17 protein-coding genes and 1 pseudogene are annotated in these 18,965 nt (G+C 59.6%); 13 read left to right on the top strand and 5 right to left on the bottom strand.

Going from position 1 to position 18,965, the window contains the following annotated elements; translation table 11 throughout:
• The first annotated feature begins 278 nt into the window (after nt 1-278).
• From glnA to QZY07_RS14865, 5 genes and pseudogenes are all read left to right on the top strand, one after another.
• A pseudogene (glnA, locus tag QZY07_RS14845) lies at nt 279-1,687 on the top strand (glutamate--ammonia ligase).
• Nucleotides 1,688-1,792: 105 nt separating this feature from the next.
• Nucleotides 1,793-2,311: a DUF4124 domain-containing protein gene (locus QZY07_RS14850; RefSeq protein ID WP_295404263.1), complete on the top strand. Its 519-nt coding sequence runs from the start codon at nt 1,793-1,795 to the stop codon at nt 2,309-2,311.
• Between the two features lie 246 nt (nt 2,312-2,557).
• Nucleotides 2,558-3,637, top strand: a complete 1,080-nt coding sequence (gene glnL / locus QZY07_RS14855; RefSeq protein WP_295404265.1) for a nitrogen regulation protein NR(II) — start codon at nt 2,558-2,560, stop codon at nt 3,635-3,637.
• On the top strand, nt 3,630-5,054 hold the full coding sequence (gene ntrC, locus QZY07_RS14860) for a nitrogen regulation protein NR(I) (protein ID WP_295404268.1): 1,425 nt from the start codon (nt 3,630-3,632) through the stop codon (nt 5,052-5,054). Before glnL ends, ntrC begins: the two co-directional genes overlap by 8 nt.
• 149 nt (nt 5,055-5,203) lie before the next feature.
• The gene (locus tag QZY07_RS14865) at nt 5,204-5,527 is read left to right on the top strand and encodes a hypothetical protein (RefSeq protein WP_363184290.1); all 324 of its coding nucleotides are present in this window, start codon (nt 5,204-5,206) and stop codon (nt 5,525-5,527) included.
• A gap of 160 nt (nt 5,528-5,687) precedes the next feature.
• Here QZY07_RS14865 and QZY07_RS14870 read toward each other — a convergent pair whose 3' ends face one another.
• Nucleotides 5,688-5,909 (bottom strand): hypothetical protein, encoded by a 222-nt coding sequence (locus QZY07_RS14870; protein ID WP_201098459.1) that lies wholly within the window; start codon nt 5,907-5,909, stop codon nt 5,688-5,690.
• A gap of 134 nt (nt 5,910-6,043) precedes the next feature.
• Between QZY07_RS14870 and QZY07_RS14875 the strand changes: the two genes are divergently transcribed.
• Nucleotides 6,044-6,508, top strand: coding sequence for a tRNA (cytidine(34)-2'-O)-methyltransferase (locus QZY07_RS14875; RefSeq protein WP_295404275.1), 465 nt, complete (start codon nt 6,044-6,046; stop codon nt 6,506-6,508).
• Between the two features lie 38 nt (nt 6,509-6,546).
• Here QZY07_RS14875 and QZY07_RS14880 read toward each other — a convergent pair whose 3' ends face one another.
• The 4 genes from QZY07_RS14880 to QZY07_RS14895 all read right to left on the bottom strand — a co-directional run bounded on the left by QZY07_RS14880 (nt 6,547) and on the right by QZY07_RS14895 (nt 9,084).
• A complete protein-coding gene (locus QZY07_RS14880; RefSeq protein WP_295404277.1) occupies nt 6,547-7,557 on the bottom strand; it encodes an NAD(P)H-dependent glycerol-3-phosphate dehydrogenase in 1,011 nt (336 codons plus the stop codon).
• Nucleotides 7,554-8,036 carry a protein-export chaperone SecB gene (gene secB, locus QZY07_RS14885; RefSeq protein WP_295404280.1) on the bottom strand — a complete coding sequence of 161 codons (483 nt, stop codon included), beginning with the start codon at nt 8,034-8,036 and terminating at the stop codon, nt 7,554-7,556. The genes QZY07_RS14880 and secB overlap by 4 nt, the downstream gene beginning before the upstream one ends.
• Nucleotides 8,037-8,092: 56 nt before the next feature.
• Nucleotides 8,093-8,524 (bottom strand): rhodanese-like domain-containing protein, encoded by a 432-nt coding sequence (locus tag QZY07_RS14890; RefSeq protein ID WP_295404283.1) that lies wholly within the window; start codon nt 8,522-8,524, stop codon nt 8,093-8,095.
• A gap of 191 nt (nt 8,525-8,715) precedes the next feature.
• A complete protein-coding gene (locus tag QZY07_RS14895; RefSeq protein ID WP_295404286.1) occupies nt 8,716-9,084 on the bottom strand; it encodes a metalloregulator ArsR/SmtB family transcription factor in 369 nt (122 codons plus the stop codon).
• Between the two features lie 258 nt (nt 9,085-9,342).
• Here QZY07_RS14895 and QZY07_RS14900 point away from each other — a divergent pair, with 258 nt between their 5' ends.
• From QZY07_RS14900 to QZY07_RS14930, 7 genes are all read left to right on the top strand, one after another.
• Nucleotides 9,343-10,491, top strand: coding sequence for a peptidoglycan DD-metalloendopeptidase family protein (locus QZY07_RS14900; RefSeq protein ID WP_295404288.1), 1,149 nt, complete (start codon nt 9,343-9,345; stop codon nt 10,489-10,491).
• 228 nt (nt 10,492-10,719) lie between these two features.
• Nucleotides 10,720-12,048 (top strand): S41 family peptidase, encoded by a 1,329-nt coding sequence (locus tag QZY07_RS14905; RefSeq protein WP_295404291.1) that lies wholly within the window; start codon nt 10,720-10,722, stop codon nt 12,046-12,048.
• A 20-nt stretch (nt 12,049-12,068) separates the two neighbouring features.
• On the top strand, nt 12,069-12,626 hold the full coding sequence (locus QZY07_RS14910; protein ID WP_295404294.1) for a DJ-1 family glyoxalase III: 558 nt from the start codon (nt 12,069-12,071) through the stop codon (nt 12,624-12,626).
• 93 nt (nt 12,627-12,719) lie between these two features.
• Nucleotides 12,720-13,874: a glycosyltransferase family 4 protein gene (locus QZY07_RS14915; RefSeq protein ID WP_295404296.1), complete on the top strand. Its 1,155-nt coding sequence runs from the start codon at nt 12,720-12,722 to the stop codon at nt 13,872-13,874.
• Complete coding sequence (locus QZY07_RS14920) at nt 13,871-15,829, top strand: nucleoside-diphosphate sugar epimerase/dehydratase (protein WP_295404299.1); 1,959 nt, start codon at nt 13,871-13,873, stop codon at nt 15,827-15,829. Before QZY07_RS14915 ends, QZY07_RS14920 begins: the two co-directional genes overlap by 4 nt.
• Before the next feature lie 45 nt (nt 15,830-15,874).
• Nucleotides 15,875-17,653 (top strand): type II secretion system ATPase GspE, encoded by a 1,779-nt coding sequence (gene gspE, locus QZY07_RS14925; protein WP_295404302.1) that lies wholly within the window; start codon nt 15,875-15,877, stop codon nt 17,651-17,653.
• Between the two features lie 81 nt (nt 17,654-17,734).
• The gene (locus tag QZY07_RS14930) at nt 17,735-18,943 is read left to right on the top strand and encodes a type II secretion system F family protein (protein ID WP_295404305.1); all 1,209 of its coding nucleotides are present in this window, start codon (nt 17,735-17,737) and stop codon (nt 18,941-18,943) included.
• Nucleotides 18,944-18,965 lie beyond the last annotated feature (22 nt).

Here is an 18,965-nt window from a genome sequence, read left to right on the forward strand (position 1 = left end):
CATTCAATCCATCCGGAGCAGAATCCCTTCGGTTTTGGCTCTATCATTGCATGCGGGTTGCGAAGCGGGAGAATACTGGGGATTTATGTCCCGGTTTCCTGTGATTTGCGCCGCCAGGGTTCGCTGTAATCGCGAGGTTCGTGAGCATCGCGCAACGCATCCATCACCTGTTATGCGTCGGCGCCAACAGAGGCAGGATCCTCATGGATTGACTCCATCGCTAGCGTCGCGCATCGTACCAGCCGGTCATATTTTCTCAGTACACAGCATCGGAGACAATCCCAATGACAGACGTCATTAAAATGATCAAAGACAACGAAGTGAAGTTCGTCGATCTTCGCTTCACGGATACCCGCGGGAAGGAGCAGCACGTCTCCATGCCAGCCAGCGTGATCGACGAAGACATGTTCAGGGACGGCAAGATGTTCGATGGCTCGTCGATCGCCGGATGGAAAGGCATCGAGGCCTCCGACATGGTTCTCATGCCAGAGCCCGATACCGCTGTGATGGATCCCTTCACCGACGAAAATACGCTGATCATCCGTTGCGATATTCTCGAACCCGAGACCATGACCGGCTATGAGCGCGATCCTCGCTCGGTGGCGAAGCGGGCCGAGGCCTACCTGAAGTCGACCGGCATCGCCGATACCGCCTATTTTGGACCGGAACCCGAGTTTTTCATTCTGGACGACGTCCGCTGGGGCTCCGACATGAGCGGGTGCTTCTACAAGATCGACTCGGAAGAGGCTGGCTGGAACTCCGAGCGCGTCTTCCCGGATGGCAACATGGGTCATCGACCGGGAACCAAGGGCGGTTATTTCCCCGTCCCGCCGGTCGATTCACTCAACGATCTGCGCGCGGCCATGTGCTTGACCCTGGAGGAAATGGGCGTTCCGGTCGAGGTCCATCACCACGAGGTCGCCACTGCGGGACAGTGCGAGATCGGCACCCGCTTCGATACGCTGTCCGCCGCGCCGACAAAAATCAAATCACCAAGTACGTGATCCAGAATGTCGCGCACGCCTATGGCAAGACGGCAACCTTCATGCCCAAGCCGATCGTCGGCGACAACGGCACCGGCATGCACGTCCATCAATCGCTGAGCAAGGACGGCCAGAACCTGTTCGCCGGCGACAAATACGGTGGGCTGTCCGACACGGCGCTGTATTACATCGGCGGCATCATCAAGCACGCTCGCGCGCTGAATGCACTGACCAATGCCTCGACCAATTCCTATAAGCGTCTGGTCCCTGGATTCGAGGCCCCGGTCATGCTGGCCTACTCGGCACGCAACCGCTCCGCCTCCATCCGCATCCCCTTCAGCGCCAGCCCCAAGGGCCGCCGTATCGAGGTACGTTTCCCGGACTCCACCGGCAATCCCTACCTGGCATTCTCGGCCATGATGCTGGCCGGTCTGGACGGTATTCAAAACAAGATCCATCCCGGCGACGCCATGGACAAGGATCTTTACGACCTGCCGCCCGAGGAGGCGAAGTCGATTCCGACCGTCTGCTATTCGCTGGATATGGCGCTGGACGCGCTGGATCAGGATCGCGATTTTCTGACCGCCGGCGGTGTCTTCAGCGACGATTTGATCGACAGTTACATCACCTTGAAAATGGCTGAAGTGACACGGTTGCGCATGACCACGCATCCGGTCGAATTCGACATGTATTACAGCCTGTAAAGGACTTCGGCGGAGACATTCGATCTCTTAGTGCAGGGACGCACTCAACAGCAAACATGCACTTGGACCGATGTACATTTCCTGATGCTAGGCTATCCCATGCGGATGAGTACAATCGCATTTGGCATCGCGTCGCTACTGATTTTCACCCGCCTCAACGCAGAGGTTTACCGCTGGATTGACGCAAATGGAAACCTGCACTTCTCCGACCGTCAGCCGCGGGAGGCCTTGCCTGCCAACGTTTTGGATCGTGACGCCATCCCGACCGAACCGAAGATCGATCTGACACCAAAACCGGACGATGCACAGTATCCCGGCCCTTATTCGGCATTTGCGATTGTCTTACCGAGCGCGAACGAGGTTCTCATTCAAGAAACCGGCGAGATCTCCATCGCGTTCATCCTCGATCCACCGCTCGTCGAGGGTCACCAGATCGATGTCGAACTCGATGAAACCATTATCCCGCTGATCAAACCGGCGACTCAATTTAAACTTACCGGCGCCGCCTTTGGTAGCCATCGTTTACAAGTACGGATACGCAATACCGAAGGCTTCACCGTCGCCCAGACGCCCCTCCAGATTTTCCATCTTCGCAAACCCGAACAACCGGGGCAATTACCCTAAGGATCGACGCGCAGTCGATGCCATGCGATCACGGACGAGTCGCCGGTTCCATCAGGAAATCGATCCTCTGGATCCTTAAATTGGCATGAATTATGCTTTTTACAATGGAGCGCCATCAATGCGCCCGAATGGCCCACTCCGTTGGATTCCGTTATCGAAACCCTAAACATGACCGAAGATCCGGACCATCGGTGCTTTCCTTGGTCCCGGTCGGAGGCGAAGCAGACAGCCACACGGATCCATCCAATGACAATTCGACAATTGGGCAAAACGACTCTCGAACGGATGATTCTTGACCATCTGAATACCGCGGTCATGTTATTCGACAAACAGTTGTGCCTAACGTATCTCAATCCGGCAGCCGAAATCCTGTTCGAAGTGAGTTCGAGACATTTGGTTGGTCAGCATGCGGCACATCTGCTTCCTTGCCCCGACAGCAATGTCGAGCAACGTTTAGCCGCCGCGCTCTCTTCGCGTCATCCATTTACTGAACGCGAGATCAATATCACTGTCGCCGACCGCACCAAAACAGTGAACTGCACCGTTCTGCCCCTATTCCATTTTGACGCGGAAGACGAAGTGCTGGTGGAACTGAACCAGGTGGACCGTCAGTTACGCATTACACGCGAAGAGCATCTGCTCTCGCAGCATCAGGCCACTCAGACACTGATCAGAGGCCTGGCGCATGAAATCAAAAATCCGCTTGGCGGTCTACGCGGCGCGGCGCAGCTACTGGAGCGGGAACTCCCCGACCCCGGATTGCGTGAATATACGCGAATCATTATCGACGAAGCCGATCGCTTGCAGGCCCTGATGAACCGGATGCTCGGCCCGAATCGAATGCCGCGGCGCGCAATGGTCAACATTCACGACGTGCTGGAACATGTCCGTGGGCTAATCCTCGCGGAATCGCCGCTCGGTCCTGAAATTCGACGCGATTACGATCCCAGTATTCCAGACTTTATGGCCGACCAGGATCGTCTGATCCAGGCGTTTCTGAATCTTGCCCGCAATGCCGCCGCGGCCGCTGGCGTGCATGGCCATGTTGAACTCAAAACCCGGGTATTAAGACAATTCACGATCGGAAACCGCCGCCATCGACTGATTCTATTGGCTCAGATACGTGACGACGGCCCTGGCATCCCTGACGAAATTCGCGATCAGATTTTCTTTCCCATGGTCTCCGGTCATCCCGGAGGCAGTGGACTGGGACTGCCCATCGCCCAGGAACTGGTCAGTCAGCACGCTGGACTGATCGAGTGCAATAGTCGTCCAGGCGACACGGCGTTTATCGTTTATCTGCCGCTGGAGTCAGACCATGACTAGAGAACCCAAGGTATGGGTCATCGATGATGACCGCTCGATTCGCTGGGTACTGGATCGCGCACTCCGCAAGGCGGAAATGCATGTCACCTGTTTCTCGAACGGAGTGGGGATCATCGAGGCGCTGCAACGGGAACAGCCCGATGTCATCCTCACCGATATCCGCATGCCGGGTATCGATGGCCTTGACCTGCTCCGTCAGGTGACGGCCCGCTATCCGGGTCTGCCCGTTATTATCATGACCGCGCATTCGGATCTGGACAGCGCGGTCTCGGCCTTTCACAGCGGTGCGTTCGAATATCTCCCCAAGCCCTTCGACCTTGACGAAGCCGTCTCCCAGATCAGTCGTGCCTGTCGCCGCGGGCGCGATGAACGCATCGAAGAGGTTGCGGAGGTCAAGGCACCGGACATCATCGGCGAGGCTCCTGCCATGCAGGAGGTGTTTCGCGCCATTGGTCGTCTTGCCCGGTCCAATATTACCGTCCTCATCAATGGCGAATCCGGAACCGGCAAGGAACTGGTCGCGCACGCCTTGCATCGGCACAGCCCAAGAAGCGATCGGCCGTTCATCGCGCTGAACATGGCGGCGATTCCTCGCGACCTCCTGGAATCGGAACTGTTCGGTCATGAACGCGGCTCCTTTACCGGGGCGCAGGCACGACGCGAGGGGCGCTTCGAGCAAGCCAATGGCGGCACGCTGTTCCTGGATGAAATCGGCGACATGCCCGCCGAAATGCAGACCCGCCTGTTGCGCGTGCTGGCCGACGGCGAGTTCTATCGGGTTGGCGGCATGGCGCCAATCCGGGTCGATGTCCGCATCATTGCCGCCACCCATCAGAATCTCGAAGACCTTGTTCGCCAAGGCCGCTTTCGGGAAGATCTCTTCCACCGACTCAATGTCATTCGCATCCACCTGCCGGCCCTGCGCGATCGACGCGAGGATATTCCATTACTGATGCGTCACTTTCTGGCCCATGCCGCCTTGGAATTAAGCTGCGAACCAAAGAGTCTGCTTCAGGGCGCGATCGACCACCTGAAACGACTCGATTGGCCGGGTAATGTACGACAACTGGAAAACACGGCGCGCTGGCTAACCGTCATGGCGTCGAGCAAGCACATTCAGGCCGAAGACCTGCCGCCCGAGTTGAATGCCACCTTCGTGGAGCCATCGAACGATGACTCCTGGGAACTGGTTCTGCGCCGCTGGTCTCGCCAGAAATTGAATCAGGGCCAGGAATCGCTACTTGATACGGCATTACCGGCCTTCGAGAAAATCATGATTCAATCGGCCCTGGAACATACTGGTGGCCGGCGTCAGGAAGCGGCCCGTCTTCTCGGCTGGGGCAGAAACACCTTGACAAGAAAAATCAAGGAGTTATGTGTCGATGCCGGAGATCCGCTCGCCAACGAAGACAAATAAACGGCTTCAGGCATCGCCTGTGTCGTTTGTGACAAACCACACTCATTCATTCTACATGTGCGGACCAGGAGATCGATTTGGACAGCACCAGCATTGAACTCAAAGGCGCCGAGATTTCCTCGATCGACTTCAAGCAAGGATGTCTCCGCATGCATATCGCACGCGCCTCTCTGATCAAAACCTTGACGGGATCGAACGAGAGAACCCGCTGGTGGCAGGCTGGAATCTTGCGCATGGATGACGCGGTCTTGTCGTCGCCACTTCCGCTCGGTCCCTTGGTCTGCACTGGCGGAGATCTTGACGAAAACATTTACACGTATCGGGATATGATCCCCATCCCACTCGCCAGTCGAGGTCACATCCGCTGCGAATTGCACTTCGAGGGCGAAGCCTCGCCTTTCGTCGTCACCGCATCCACGGTGGAACTTGAGATGCAGGGCACTCCCAAATACCTTGAGCATCTACGGACATAAAAAACCCGCGCGATGGCGCGGGTTTCATGGTGACGTCAAGATCGCTTTACCGATGGAGAGCCGTCTCTCGGTCACTTAGACCGCGTCTACTCCGAAACTCGCACCTTCATGCCAAACCCGGTCGGACGCTCGCAACCGCATCTGACATGATGAAGGCGGCTTAACGTACGGAGCCGACGATTTCGTGAGCAATATCCACGACACGATTGGCCATGTCGAGATACTCTTGGCGATAGTCCGCCAGCAACCCTTCAGTGGAAGCCCAGTAATCCTTTCCGGACACACCGTGTTGGTGCTCATAATCGATAAACTGCTTTTGCATTTCAAGCATCTTATCGATCAGTTCCTGTTTTTCTGATTTCAGCGCGGCGATGTCGCTCATGGATGTGTCCCCCATCGGTTGTGGGTCTGTTATGGAAATAGAATTCAGTAGATACCGAAGCTGTAATATAGCATGCGCGATTGAACATAAGTCAATCCGACAAAACGTCTAGGTTTACCCCTCGGATCAGTCACGTGTTTGATGTCATTCTCTACGAACCCGAGATTCCGCCCAATACAGGCAACGTCATGCGCCTGAGCGTCAACGCGGGAGCCCGTTTGAATTTGATTCAACCGCTCGGATTCTCCCTGGACGATCGTTTGCTGCGACGGGCAGGACTCGACTACCGCGAATGGGCGGATGTCCGTGTCCACGCATCACTGGACGACTGCCTTGCCAGCCTCTCCCGGCCGCGCGTATTCGGCGTTAGCACCAAGGGCAACGTTTCTTATACGCGACCCTGGTATCAGGCGGGCGATGCGCTGCTTTTCGGCCCCGAAACACGTGGACTTCCAGACACCATACTGGCCGCTTTACCAAGCGAACGACGCATCCATATCCCGATGTATCCCGGTAACCGCAGCATGAATCTGTCGAATGCGGTTGCCGTGGTTCTGTTCGAAGCCTGGCGACAACAAGGATTCGCTGGCGCACGCTAGCGGCCAGGCCGCCGGAAATCATCGAACCGGCGTGTCAGTCAACCGATCTCCGGCCTGGGCTCTCGCTCCAGCAATGCGCGCGTGGCCTGTTCCGGCGAAACCTGCTCGTAGAGAACGCGGTAAACCTGCTCGCTGATGGGCATCTCAACGCCGAGCTTCTCGGACATGGCGTGAATCGATAACGCCGTCACCACCCCTTCGACCTCCTGGCCAATTTCAGCCAATGCCTCGGAAACGCCCAGTCCGCGCGCGAGGGCCAGACCCATCCGACGATTACGCGACTGATTGTCCGTGCAGGTCAGCACCAGATCGCCCACCCCGGCAAGTCCGGTAAACGTTTCGGCGCGCCCGCCCAGCGCGGTACCGATGCGGATAAGCTCCGCCAGGCCACGAGTGATCAGGGCGGCACGGGTGTTCGCGCCGAAGCCCAGACCATCGGCAATGCCGGTGGCGATCGCGAGCACATTCTTCGCGGCGCCACAGACTTCGACTCCCACGATATCCTCGCTGGTATAGGCACGGAAACGTTCGCCGCGCAGGAGGCTGGCGATCCGTTCGGCAAAGTCAGCCTGGTTGGATGCGACCGTGACCGCGGTCGGAAGATCCCGCGCCACCTCTTGAGCAAAGCTGGGACCGGAGATCACGGCAAGCGGTCGCGCTCCGACCACGGCTTGGGCCGCCATGTGAAGGAGTTGCCCAGTGATTGGATCAAGACCTTTGGTGGCCCAGGCGATGCCGATGTCATCCGACAACCGCGCGGCCACGTCTTTGATTACCTGTCCGAAGGCGTGACTTGGAACCGCAATCAGACAGTCTGTCGCTCCCGCGAGCGCTTCGTCCAGCGACGCGGTCGGCGTCAGACCCGCCGGCAAGGGAAAGCCGGGAAGAAACTGGCGGTTCTCGCCATCCCGACGAAGCGCCTCGATCTGAGCGCTCTCATGTCCCCAGAGACGCACCCGATGACCATGACGACACAGCAGGATGCCCAGCGCGGTCCCCCAGGAACCCGAGCCGAGGAGCGCAATGGTCGCGACGGCGGAGTCGCTCAATGCTGGCTCGGCTTGGCGCCGCTGTCCGGTGCCTGATCCATGGCCTGCTGTTGATGCTGAGCAAAGAGCGCATCGAAATTGACGTGCTGGAGTACAAGCTGCGGAAAACTGCCCTTGACGACGAGATCGGACACCACTTCCCGCGCATAAGGGAAGAGCAATGTCGGACAGTAGGCGCCGAGCATGGGACCAAGCTCCGACTCCGCAAAGCCACTCATGCTGAAGATGCCGGCTTGCTGGACTTCCACGATGAAGGCCGTCTTTTCTTCCATCAGGGCGGACACGGTGACCGAGAGAACCACTTCGTAGAGATGCTCATCGAGACGATTGATCTTGGTCGTGATGTTGAGGTCGTGTTTCGGTTTCCATTCCCCACGGAAGATCGCGGGCGCATTTGGCGATTCGAAGGAGACATCCTTGGTGTAAACGCGCTGAACGGAGAATTGACGCTCGGGGGGGTGTTGCTCGTGCTCGGCCATACTGGGTTCCTGATTCGATAAGTGAAAGATGAAGCGTTAACGATGCCAACCCAGGATCAGCGTTTTTTGCGGGTAAGCGGCAGATTGGCGGACTCCCAGGCCATGAGACCGCCGCGCAGATTGTAGATCTCCTCGTAACCTTCCTTGCGCAACTGGCTGCACGCCATGGACGACTGAGAACCGGATCGACAACTGACGACCATCGGTTTGCCTTTATACTTCGTTAGGGTAGCCAGCTGATTTTTGAATCCATTCATTGGGATGTTCAGGGCATTGATGATATGACCCTTGGCGAAATCGGCCGCCGGTCGAACGTCGATGACCACGGCATCGCGGTGGTTCATCATCTCGGTTGCCTGCAGAGGATCGACGCTGCCCTGGCCGCCAACGATCAAATTATGGGTCAGCAGCCCGACAATCACGGCCAACGCCAAAAACAGGTACCAGTGATTCCCTACAAACTCGACGAGTTGGTCTAATAGCGGCATCGGTCTGCTGTCTCATTTTAGCATTTAGGGTTGAAGCGCCACTTTGAGATAAAGCGACGGGAAAGTCGCGTGATCGACCCGATATCCGCGCACGCATCACGCGCTCGCGGACACCGCTAAATCAGCTTGCTGCGAATTTTTGAAGTATAAAGAACGCGCCCGAGCGCGTCATCCTGGATCGGAGGAGGGCACTAGCCGACGTGATGGCAAAAAACCTCGCGCATCATCCCAATCAAGCGCAGGGTTCGTACGTCGCTGACCCGATAATAGACACGATTAGCGTCCTTGCGGGAGGCCAGAATCCCTTTGTCGCGGAGAATGGCCAGATGCTGAGAAATGTTGCTCTGGGAGGTTCCGACATGATCGACAATTTCCTGCACGCTGATCTCCCGATCTCCAAGCGTGCACAGAATCTTGAGTCGCAGCGGATGAGACATGGCTTTCAGGGAACGGGAAGCGCGTTCGATATCGTCGTCATCCGCGAAAAGATCGATGTCCTCCCGGTCGTTCTCCGGTCGGTTCAGAATCGGTCGGGAAAGATGGCTCAGGTTCGTCACCATTAGGAAAGCGTATCTGATTTATTTATCACCATACAATAATAAACGCTTTCTTGCCGACTGCGAAGAGCGCGCACCATTAACACATGGTTCACGAAAGTTCGGGTTCCGATCACCTTGGTCTCTCCGATGCTCAATTTTTCTACTCGCCGCCTCGCTTTTTTTCGCGCGGGATGCGTAACCACGCCATCAACCATATACTCGATGCCGCTGCGCCGACGCGTCAAGCGCCATCGATCTCTGTGGTTGGTATGCGCCTTGTTGGCCGGGCCCTCTCCCTCAAGCGCCGCGGACGTTCCCAGTCTCGAACGACGCGAGCAGGAGTTGGTCGATATGGAGCGGCAGCGCGAGACGATCGGCGCGGAACTGATCGGGCGCGAAGCCGAGCGGAGGGCGCTTGTCGCCGAGTTGGAAGCGCGTGAGCGGAATGTTGCCGAATTAAGCCTGGCCAATCGCGAACTCGAACGTCTTGTGCGAGAACAAACGCGCGTGGCCAATGCGCTCAGGACACGCCGGGAGGAGGAACGTCAAGCCTTGCACAAGGAACGGGAGCTCTTGACCGAACTGGTACGCACGGCCTATGTCATGGGGCGCGCGGATCGGTTGCGGCTGCTCCTCAATCAGGAGGATCCAACCCAGGCCAGCCGGGTCATGTCCTATTTCGCGTATTTCAATCGGGAGCGGGTCCGGCGGATTCTAGCGGTCCAACAGCGCGCGGAACGGCTTGCCGATCTGGCGCGCGATGCCGAACTGGAGGCGACGCGTCTCGCCGAGCTGGCCCGGAGTCAGGAGGCAACCCGTCTGCGGCTGGAACAGGCCAAGCAACAACGCACTCTGGTCTTGAAGCAACTGGAGGAAACCATTGCAAGCCGGGCGGAAAATCTGCAAACCCTGCGCAAAGATGCCGACTCGCTCCGCCTGTTGGTTGAACATTTGCGGCAGCGGGCGCAAATACGCGCTGAACTGAATATCGATCGCGAACCCTTTCGTGAGCGCAAGGGGAAACTTACCTGGCCCCTCCTGGAGGGCCGCATTGTGACGAGTTTCGGCGACCGGAAGGAAGACTCGGAACTGCGTTGGGATGGCGTATTGCTGGCGGCGCGCGAAGGCGAGGAGGTACGGGCGGTGAACGACGGACGAGTCGTCTATGCCGACTGGCTGCGCGGCTTCGGGTTGCTGCTGGTGATCGATCACGGCGATGGCTTCATGACGCTGTATGGCCACAATCAAGCCTTGCTCCGGGAACTTGGCGAGTGGGTCGCGACCGGCGAGGAGATTGCCCTCAGCGGGAACAGTGGCGGACGCGCCACGCCAGTGCTGTACTTTGCGATTCGACATCAGGGACACCCACAGGATCCGGCCGCTTGGTGCGACGGTCCAGGCAGGCAGGAAGCCGTGGCGCAACCGTGATCGTTCGCCGCCCTGCCGTCTCGATCGATCAAACATTGGAATTTGTGACCGGCGCGTTCCGAATCACCTGAACCCGCGCTATTTTGGTCCGAGCCGATCTTTTGATCGGCCGGAAAACATGCGATCCTAACAACAGTCTCGGCCCACGTCCCCCGCACCACCCCCAAGGAAGTGTGTCTGATCCGAATGGCACACACTCTAAACACTGATTAAGAATTTATCGACACCATGATGCGCCCTCAGTTTGCATTGCTGTTTAGCGTTGGAATCCTGGCCGGCGCGGTCGCCCGTTACAGCGGGATGGCACACGCCGAGGAGGCGCTGCCCGCTCCGGCGAGCCCCCCATCGCAAGAGCGGAAGCTCCCCCTCGATGAGCTGCGGACATTTGCCGATGTCTTCGGTCGGATCAAAGCGGACTATGTCGAAGAGGCACAAGACAAGTCTTTGATCGAAAATGCCATCCGCGGAATGCTCTCTGGACTCGATCCTCACTCCGCCTATCTGAACGAGCAAGAATACCGCGACTTGCAAGTCGGAACTCGCGGAGAATTCGGCGGCCTCGGCATTGAGGTTGGCCTGGAAGACGGCTTCGTGAAGGTGATCGCTCCCATTGACGATACGCCCGCTCAGCGGGCTGGCGTTCAGGCCGGAGACACGATCATCCGTATCGATGACAAGCCAGTGAAAGGTTTGAGTCTGAACGATGCGGTTAAATTGATGCGCGGCGAGCCCGGAACCAAAATCCAGCTCACGATTTTGCGCGGAACCGATCAAAAACCCTTCGATCTGACCATCGAGCGCGCGGTGATCCAGGTCGCGAGCGTCAAGAGCCGAACGCTCGAACCAGGTTTTGGCTACGTGCGACTCGCGAATTTCCAAGGCCCCACGACCGAGGACATGCTGAAGGCCATCGAGGAATTGAAGCGCGCGAACGACGGTGTCCTCAATGGACTGGTGCTGGATCTACGCAACAATCCTGGCGGAGTCCTGAACGGCGCGGTAGGGGTCAGCGATGCCTTTTTGACGGGCGGTCTGATCGTCTATACCCAAGGTCGCGTGAAAGACAGCAAAATGCAGTTCAAGGCGGGGCCAGACGATGTCTTGGCTGGCGCGCCCATCATCGTACTCGTCAACGGCGGCAGCGCATCGGCCTCCGAGATCGTCGCCGGCGCCTTGCAGGATCACAAGCGCGCCGTCATTATGGGCACCCAAACTTTCGGTAAGGGCTCGGTCCAGACGATCGTTCCGATCGACGACACCAGCGCGCTCAAACTGACGACAGCGCGCTACTACACGCCATCGGGGCGTTCGATTCAAGCCCAAGGCATCGCGCCGGACATCAAGCTCGAACGCGGCGAATTCAAACCGCTCACCGAGCAGGATATGAGCTCCCTGAAAGAAGCGGATCTGATTCGTCACCTCGGTCAGGAAACACCCACCGATCAATCCAAGGAAAAAACCGCAAATTCGCCGCTTGTCGCCGAGGATTTCCAACTGGCTGAGGCGCTGAATGTACTCAAGGGATTGAATATCCTCGGGCACCCTGTCAATCAGTAAACTCTTGACGGAGACAAAACATGCCCCGGGTACTCGTTCCCCTCGCGCCAGGTTGTGAAGAACTGGAGGCCGTGACCATCATTGACCTGCTGCGTCGCGCCGACATCGACGTGGTCACGGCAAGTCTGGAGGAGGGCCCCGTGACCGCCAGTCGCGGTACGGTGCTGCTGGCCGATACCGTGCTTGACGCCGTCCTGGAGGAGGACTTCGACATGATCGTGCTGCCCGGCGGACTGCCCGGCGCCGACCATCTGGAAACGGATGAGCGGGTCATCGCCCTGCTGCGTCGTCAGCAGTCCGCCGGGCGCTATGCGGCCGCGATCTGCGCCGCCCCCAAGGTACTGGCGCGCGCCGGTCTGCTCGATGACAAGACGGCGACCTGCTATCCGGGATCGGTGAACGCAAACGCTTATCCGCGCGTCAAGTTCGTCGCGACACCCGTGGTGGCGGACGGGCTGGTGGTGACGAGTCGCGGTCCGGGAACCGCCATGGATTTTGCGCTACAACTGATCGAGTTGCTGCAAGGCCGCGACCGTCGCGATCAAGTGGAAAACGCCCTGGTCAGAGCCGCCGTATGAACCGATACGGCGGTGCTTTTGTCACCCGAACCGCCTGCTGCGAACCCGTTGCGCTTTTCGCTTCATCCCTCGGCTTCGCTCAGGACAGGCGCGATGAATCCTGAACCGCCAATGCTTGTCCCCGGCAACCTCCACGGCATGGCGCTACCGATTCTGGCCGCCGCGCCCGTTGTCTCGTTGTTCTTGAGTGCGTTCGTCACAGGCTGGCTCTCGTCGAACGCGAGGGCTGGGCGCGGCCCCATGGATCTGCCGAATCATCGCTCGCTCCACAGTATCCCGGTGCCCCGCACCGGCGGCCTGGCGGTCTTGACGAGTGTGCTCGCGCCACTGCTCATACTGGCTGGACTGGGCGTTTTCGCGCTGGAATACGCATGGCTGTGCGCAGCACTGGCACTCGTCGCCACTATTTCGTTTCTTGACGATTTGGGCGACGTATCGCCCTGGACAAGACTCCTGGCCCACCTGGCGGGGGCACTGCTCTTGATCGCCGGCGGCTTGCACTGGTCGGTTCTCGACTTGCCAGGAATCATGCTGACCCTGCCCGCGCTGGTGGGCGGCGGCCTGACCCTCCTCTACATCGTCTGGATGATCAATCTGTATAATTTCATGGACGGCATGGATGGTTTCGCCAGCGGCATGGCGGTCTTCGGTTTCGCGGCACTGGCGATTCTGGGCTGGTCGGGCGGCGAGCCGCTGTTCGGTCTCATCGCCACCTGTATCGTCGCGGCCGCGGCAGGATTTCTGCGCGGAAACTATCCGCCAGCACGCATTTTTCTTGGCGACGCAGGCTCCTCAGGCCTCGGCTTGCTGGCCGCCGGTCTATCGCTCTGGGGCGTCCAGCTCGGCCTGTTTCCGCTCTGGACCGCTTGGCTTGCCTTCTCGCCTTTTATCGTCGATGCGACCTGGACACTCCTGACCAGACTGCTGCGGCACGAACGTGTCTGGGAGCCGCACCGCTCCCATCACTACCAGCGCCTGGTTCTCGCTGGCTGGGGTCATCGCAAAACCCTGCTGCGTGGCTATCTGCTCATGGCGGCCGCGGCCGTCTGCGCGGTCGCATCGCCCCGACTGCCGGCGCACGAACAATGGTTACTGCTCGGCGCCTGGACGACCCTCTATATCCTGATTCACATCAAGGTGGGGCTAATCGAGCGCGCCTCGACTCCGTTCAGCGCAAGCGCCGTGACTTCCCGCGGTCCCTGTGACTCGACTCGGCACAACCCAAGGTCGACATCGAATCGCCCATGAATCCGATGATCGACCGGCTGCGGTCGCGCACCGCGGCCTTTGCCCATGATCTGCTGACCATCCCGGCAAGCTGGTTCCTGGCCTATTGGCTGCGCTTCAATCTCGATCGGATTCCGCCGGATTTCGTCACCGGCGCGCTGCAGTCGCTGCCCTGGGTCATCCTGATCCAGGGAGCGGTCTATTGGCTCTTTGGTCTGTATCGCGGCGTCTGGCGCTTTGCCTCCGTTCCGGACCTGGTGCGGATCACCAAGGCGGTGCTCACCGGAACCGCAGCGATTGTCGTCCTGCTGTTCATCGTCAACCGCTCGGCCTTAGTCCCGCGCTCGGTCCCAGTCCTCTATCTCGGGCTGCAGCTCGTGCTTCTGGCGGGTCCACGCTTGATTTACCGCTGGCTCAAGGATCATCGGCTCAATCTGTCGTCCGGCCAGCGGGTGCTGATCGTCGGAGCCGGTCGCGCTGGCGAGATGCTCGCCCGCGACATGCTCCGCGATCCGCATCGCGCCTATTTTCCGCTGGGCTTCGTCGACGACAAACTGCGACGCCAGGGCTCCGAGGTCCATGGTGTCCCCGTGCTGGGACCGACCGAGTCCATCCCCGAACTCGTCGAGCGCCTGGGCATCGACCTGCTGATGCTGGCCATACCGAGCGCGACGGCGCGGGAGATGCGTCGTCTGGTCGAGCTCTGCGAACACACCGGCGTGGCATTCCGGACCGTCCCCGAGCTGCGCAGCCTGATGTCGGGCCAGGTCAATCTCAGTCAGTTGCGGCCGGTGTCGATCGAAGACCTGCTTGGCCGCGAGCCGATTCAGCTCGATTGGAACGCGATTCACGACGGGCTCGCGGGTCGCGATATCCTGATCACCGGCGCCGGCGGTTCCATCGGCTCCGAACTGGTCCGCCAGATTGCCGGCGCCGGCCCGGCCCGCCTGATCCTGCTCGATCACAGCGAATTCAATCTTTACCGCATCGAGATGGAATTGCTGGAGACCTATCCGACACTCTGTTTTTCGCGTCATCTGCTCGATGTCGCCGACGCCAGCGCGGTCGCGGCGTTGTTTCGGGACGAGCGTCCCGGGATCGTCTTTCACGCCGCCGCCTACAAGCATGTTCCACTACTTGAAAACCAGCTCCGCGCGGCGGTCCGCAACAATGTCATGGGCACCCGCATCGTCGCCGAGGCGGCGGCGGCCAGCGGCTGCGAGCGCTTCGTCCTGATCTCCACCGACAAAGCGGTGAACCCGTCGAACGTGATGGGCGCGACCAAGCGGATCGCCGAGTCGATCTGTCAGATTCTGGACGGACAGTCCGCGTGCCGCTTCATCACCGTGCGCTTCGGCAATGTGCTGGGATCGGCGGGCAGCGTGGTGCCCCTGTTTCAGCGTCAGATCGCGCGCGGCGGCCCAGTCACCGTCACCCACCCGGAGATCGAGCGGTTTTTCATGACCATTCCCGAGGCCTGTCAGCTCATCATGCAGGCCGCCACGATCGGTGCTGGCGGAGAAATCTTTGTCCTCGACATGGGCGAGCCCATCAAGATCCGCTATCTTGCCGAACAGATGATCCGCCTGTCCGGACATGAAGCTGGCGAAGGCATTGCCATCGACTATATCGGCCTGCGTCCGGGCGAAAAACTGTTCGAAGAGTTGTTTTATGCCTCTGAAGAACTCGTTGCAACGCAACACCCCAAGATTCGGGTGGCGCGGCGCGGCGCCGGACTGAACCGCATGGCGATCGCACAGGGCCTGGAGGCACTCCGTCAGTCCGCCGAGACGGCCGACCAGTCCGGAATGATCGCGGCGTTCGCAGACCTGGTGCCGGAATGGCGCGGGATACCGGACTGCGCCCACTCAACAACGTGCGACCCGACCAAACCGCATCCAGTGCATTGCGTTGTTTCGACCGACACTCTAGCGACGTGTCCAGCCGCGGCGATCGGTGAGGCACGTTTGCAATGATCCACTCAAGCCGCCCGATCCTGAGCGCGCCAAGGGAAGCCCCTGATGCAAGACGACACGATTCTCGACAAGGCACCCGTCATTCGTGCATTACGCGACGATCCGAACGATGCCCCACTCGGCGAAACTGTACTTGATACCCCGGACATCACACCTGAATCGGGCGTGGTCGCCTCGCTGCAAGCGCAGGGTAAACTGACCCCTGGCGATCTCGCGCGCGCGCGTCGCCTGGCCGAGGATGGCGGCGATCAATTGCTGCCGATGCTGGTGCGTCTGGGTTTGATCTCGGAGCGTGACATGGCCCGGTCAATGTCCGAGGTCTTGGGACTGCCACTCGCGGACGCCACGGCCTTTCCGAGCGAGCCAGTGCGGGAAGACCTCTTTTCATTACGCTTCCTCAAGGACTCCCGCGTGCTGCCACTGGCCGACGATGAGCAACACATCGAGGTCGCGCTAGCCAACCCCATCGACGGCTTTGTCATTGCGGCAATCCAGATGGCGGCGGGCAAAGCGGTGCACGCATCGGTCGCCCCGCCGACCGAGATCGAGGCCGCCATCGAGCGTCTCTATGAAAAAGTCGAGGAGACGCCCACGGATCCCGATGCCGACTTCGGCGATTTCGATGAAGAAGACATCGAGCATCTCAAGGATCTGGCCAGCGAGGCGCCAGTCATCCGCATGGTCAATCAGCTCATCCAGAAGGCCGTCGAATCGCGCGCCTCGGACATCCACATCGAACCTTTCGCCGACGAATTAAAGGTACGCTATCGAGTTGACGGCATCCTGAAAGAGGTCGACGCGCCGCCCGTGCGCTCGACCGCCGCCGTCATCTCGCGGATCAAGATCATGGCCAAGCTCAATATCGCCGAACGCCGTCTGCCCCAGGACGGTCGCATCCCGATCCGCATCCAGGGCAAGGAGCTCGATCTGCGCGTCTCGACGGTGCCGACCATGTTTGGCGAGAGCGTGGTGATGCGTCTGCTCGACAAGGAAAGCGTGCGCTTCGATCTCGACGCGCTCGGGTTCGATGGCTCGCCGCGCGAACGTCTCCGGGTGATTCTGGAGCAACCTTACGGTATCCTGCTGGTGACCGGGCCGACCGGCTCGGGCAAAAGCACCACCCTCTATACCGCGCTCAGCCGTCTCAACACCGAGGAACGCAAGATCATCACGGTCGAGGATCCGGTCGAGTACCAGTTGCCCGGCATCAACCAGATCCAGGTCAAGGCGGCGATCGGCATGACCTTTTCCGGCGCGTTGCGCGCCATCGTCCGGCAGGATCCCGACATCATCATGGTCGGCGAAATGCGCGACCTGGAGACCGCGCGGATCGCGGTGCAGTCGGCGTTGACCGGACATGTCGTGCTCTCCACCCTGCACACCAACGATGCCGCCAGCGGCGTGACCCGTCTACTGGACATGGGCGTCGAGGATTACCTGCTCACCTCCACCATCAATGGCATCCTCGCCCAGCGTCTGGTGCGCCGGCTCTGTCCGCACTGTCGGGCGTCCTATCGCGCACTCCCCGAGCTGGCCGAGCGCTTCGCCCATATGGCCGGCGTCTCCAATGACATCGATCTGCATCGAGCGGTTGGCTGCGAGGCCTGCAACGGCACCGGTTATCGTGGCCGTCTGGTCATCACCGAGGTCTTGATGATGACGGATCAGATCCGCAAGGCGGTGCTCGGCCACGCCACCGCAACCGAGATCCGGCGGATTGCCGTCGACGAGGGGATGGAAACCATGTACCAGGATGGACTGCGTAAAGCGCTCGATGGCCGCACGACCATCGAAGAAGTCCTGCGCGTGGCCGAGGACAATTAAACCTCGGCTCGCCGATCGCCGTCGGTCACGATGGGGCGGGACGCATTTGACATCTCACAGATCGCTCCGGACACGTTTTCAATGCCAAAATTTTTCTACAAGGCCGTCAAACTCGATGGCGAGTCTGTCGAGGGCGAGCTTGAGGCCGCGGACGAAGCGGCCGTGATGCGTCAGCTGCAAAAGGATGGGCTGATTCTGATCCAGGCCCGCACGTCCAAAAGCCTGTTCGCCCAACTAAGACGCGCGCGGCGGCGGCGACTCAGCCAAAAAGAGATCGGTATCCTGACCCGTGAGCTGGCAACACTCCTGGAAGCAGGCATGACCCTGGACCGCTCGTTGCAGATTCTGGTCGATCTCACCGAACCTGATCATCTGGTCCACGTCCTTTCGGACCTTCAGGAGCGGGTGCGTGGAGGGGCCACCTTTTCCAGCGCGCTGGATGTCCAGGACGGTCAGTTTCCGCGGCTCTATGTCAACATGGTCAAGGCCGGCGAGGCCAGCGGCGCTCTGGATCAGGTGCTCGATCGTCTGGCCGATTATCTGGAGCGGGTCGCCGAACTGCGCCAGACCGTCACCTCCGCCCTGGTTTACCCCGCCATCCTGCTCTTCGTCGCCGCGCTCTCGGTCATCATGCTGCTGGTGTTCGTGGTTCCGCAGTTCTCTGCTCTGTTCGAAGATATGGGCGCGGCCCTGCCATTGCCAACACAAATTGTGGTCGCGGCGGGGGATCTGTTCCGGAACTATTGGTGGGCCATGCTGTGTGCGATCGCCTTGATTGCGGTGGCTCTCGAACGCTGGATGCAAAATCCCGTGGTGCGTGAGCGGTTCGATCACAAGGTGCTCGACCTACCCCTGTTCGGCGATCTGATCTGGAAAATGGAGACCGCCCGACTTTGCCACACATTGTCGACACTGCTGAAAAACGGCCTGCCGCTACTGAACGCCCTGACGCTGGCCCGGGAGGTGGTGTCCAATCGCAAACTGTCCGGTCTGCTGAATGAAGCGGGCGACGACCTCAAACATGGCCGGGGGCTCGCCGGGCCACTGGTTCGACTTCAGGCCCTACCGGATCTGGCGCTCCAGATGATCCGGGTCGGCGAGGAGTCGGGTAGCCTGGACGCCATGCTGGCCAAGGTGGCAAACATCTATGATCGGGAGACTCGAAACAGCGTTCAGAGTATGCTCACCATGTTGGAACCGATGCTGATCATTGGACTTGGCGTGATCGTGGCCGGCATCATCATGTCCATTCTGATGGCCATATTGGGAGCCAACGATCTGGTCTTTTGACCGGCCCGCTTCCACACTTGGC

It is taken from the genome of uncultured Thiocystis sp., assembly GCF_903866365.1.
In the GTDB taxonomy this organism is placed as follows: domain Bacteria; phylum Pseudomonadota; class Gammaproteobacteria; order Chromatiales; family Chromatiaceae; genus Chromatium.

Excerpts from the sequence above, each read along its gene's own strand:
- QZY07_RS14850 (WP_295404263.1), top strand. The coding sequence starts at position 1,793 with ATGAGTACAATCGCATTTGGCATCGCGTCGCTACTGATTTTCACCCGC.
- glnL (WP_295404265.1), top strand. The coding sequence starts at position 2,558 with ATGACAATTCGACAATTGGGCAAAACGACTCTCGAACGGATGATTCTT.
- ntrC (WP_295404268.1), top strand. The coding sequence starts at position 3,630 with ATGACTAGAGAACCCAAGGTATGGGTCATCGATGATGACCGCTCGATT.
- QZY07_RS14865 (WP_363184290.1), top strand. The coding sequence starts at position 5,204 with ATGCATATCGCACGCGCCTCTCTGATCAAAACCTTGACGGGATCGAAC.
- QZY07_RS14870 (WP_201098459.1), bottom strand. The coding sequence starts at position 5,909 with ATGAGCGACATCGCCGCGCTGAAATCAGAAAAACAGGAACTGATCGAT.
- secB (WP_295404280.1), bottom strand. The coding sequence starts at position 8,036 with ATGGCCGAGCACGAGCAACACCCCCCCGAGCGTCAATTCTCCGTTCAG.
- QZY07_RS14890 (WP_295404283.1), bottom strand. The coding sequence starts at position 8,524 with ATGCCGCTATTAGACCAACTCGTCGAGTTTGTAGGGAATCACTGGTAC.
- QZY07_RS14895 (WP_295404286.1), bottom strand. The coding sequence starts at position 9,084 with ATGGTGACGAACCTGAGCCATCTTTCCCGACCGATTCTGAACCGACCG.
- QZY07_RS14905 (WP_295404291.1), top strand. The coding sequence starts at position 10,720 with ATGATGCGCCCTCAGTTTGCATTGCTGTTTAGCGTTGGAATCCTGGCC.
- QZY07_RS14910 (WP_295404294.1), top strand. The coding sequence starts at position 12,069 with ATGCCCCGGGTACTCGTTCCCCTCGCGCCAGGTTGTGAAGAACTGGAG.
- QZY07_RS14915 (WP_295404296.1), top strand. The coding sequence starts at position 12,720 with ATGAATCCTGAACCGCCAATGCTTGTCCCCGGCAACCTCCACGGCATG.
- QZY07_RS14920 (WP_295404299.1), top strand. The coding sequence starts at position 13,871 with ATGAATCCGATGATCGACCGGCTGCGGTCGCGCACCGCGGCCTTTGCC.
- gspE (WP_295404302.1), top strand. The coding sequence starts at position 15,875 with ATGCAAGACGACACGATTCTCGACAAGGCACCCGTCATTCGTGCATTA.
- QZY07_RS14930 (WP_295404305.1), top strand. The coding sequence starts at position 17,735 with ATGCCAAAATTTTTCTACAAGGCCGTCAAACTCGATGGCGAGTCTGTC.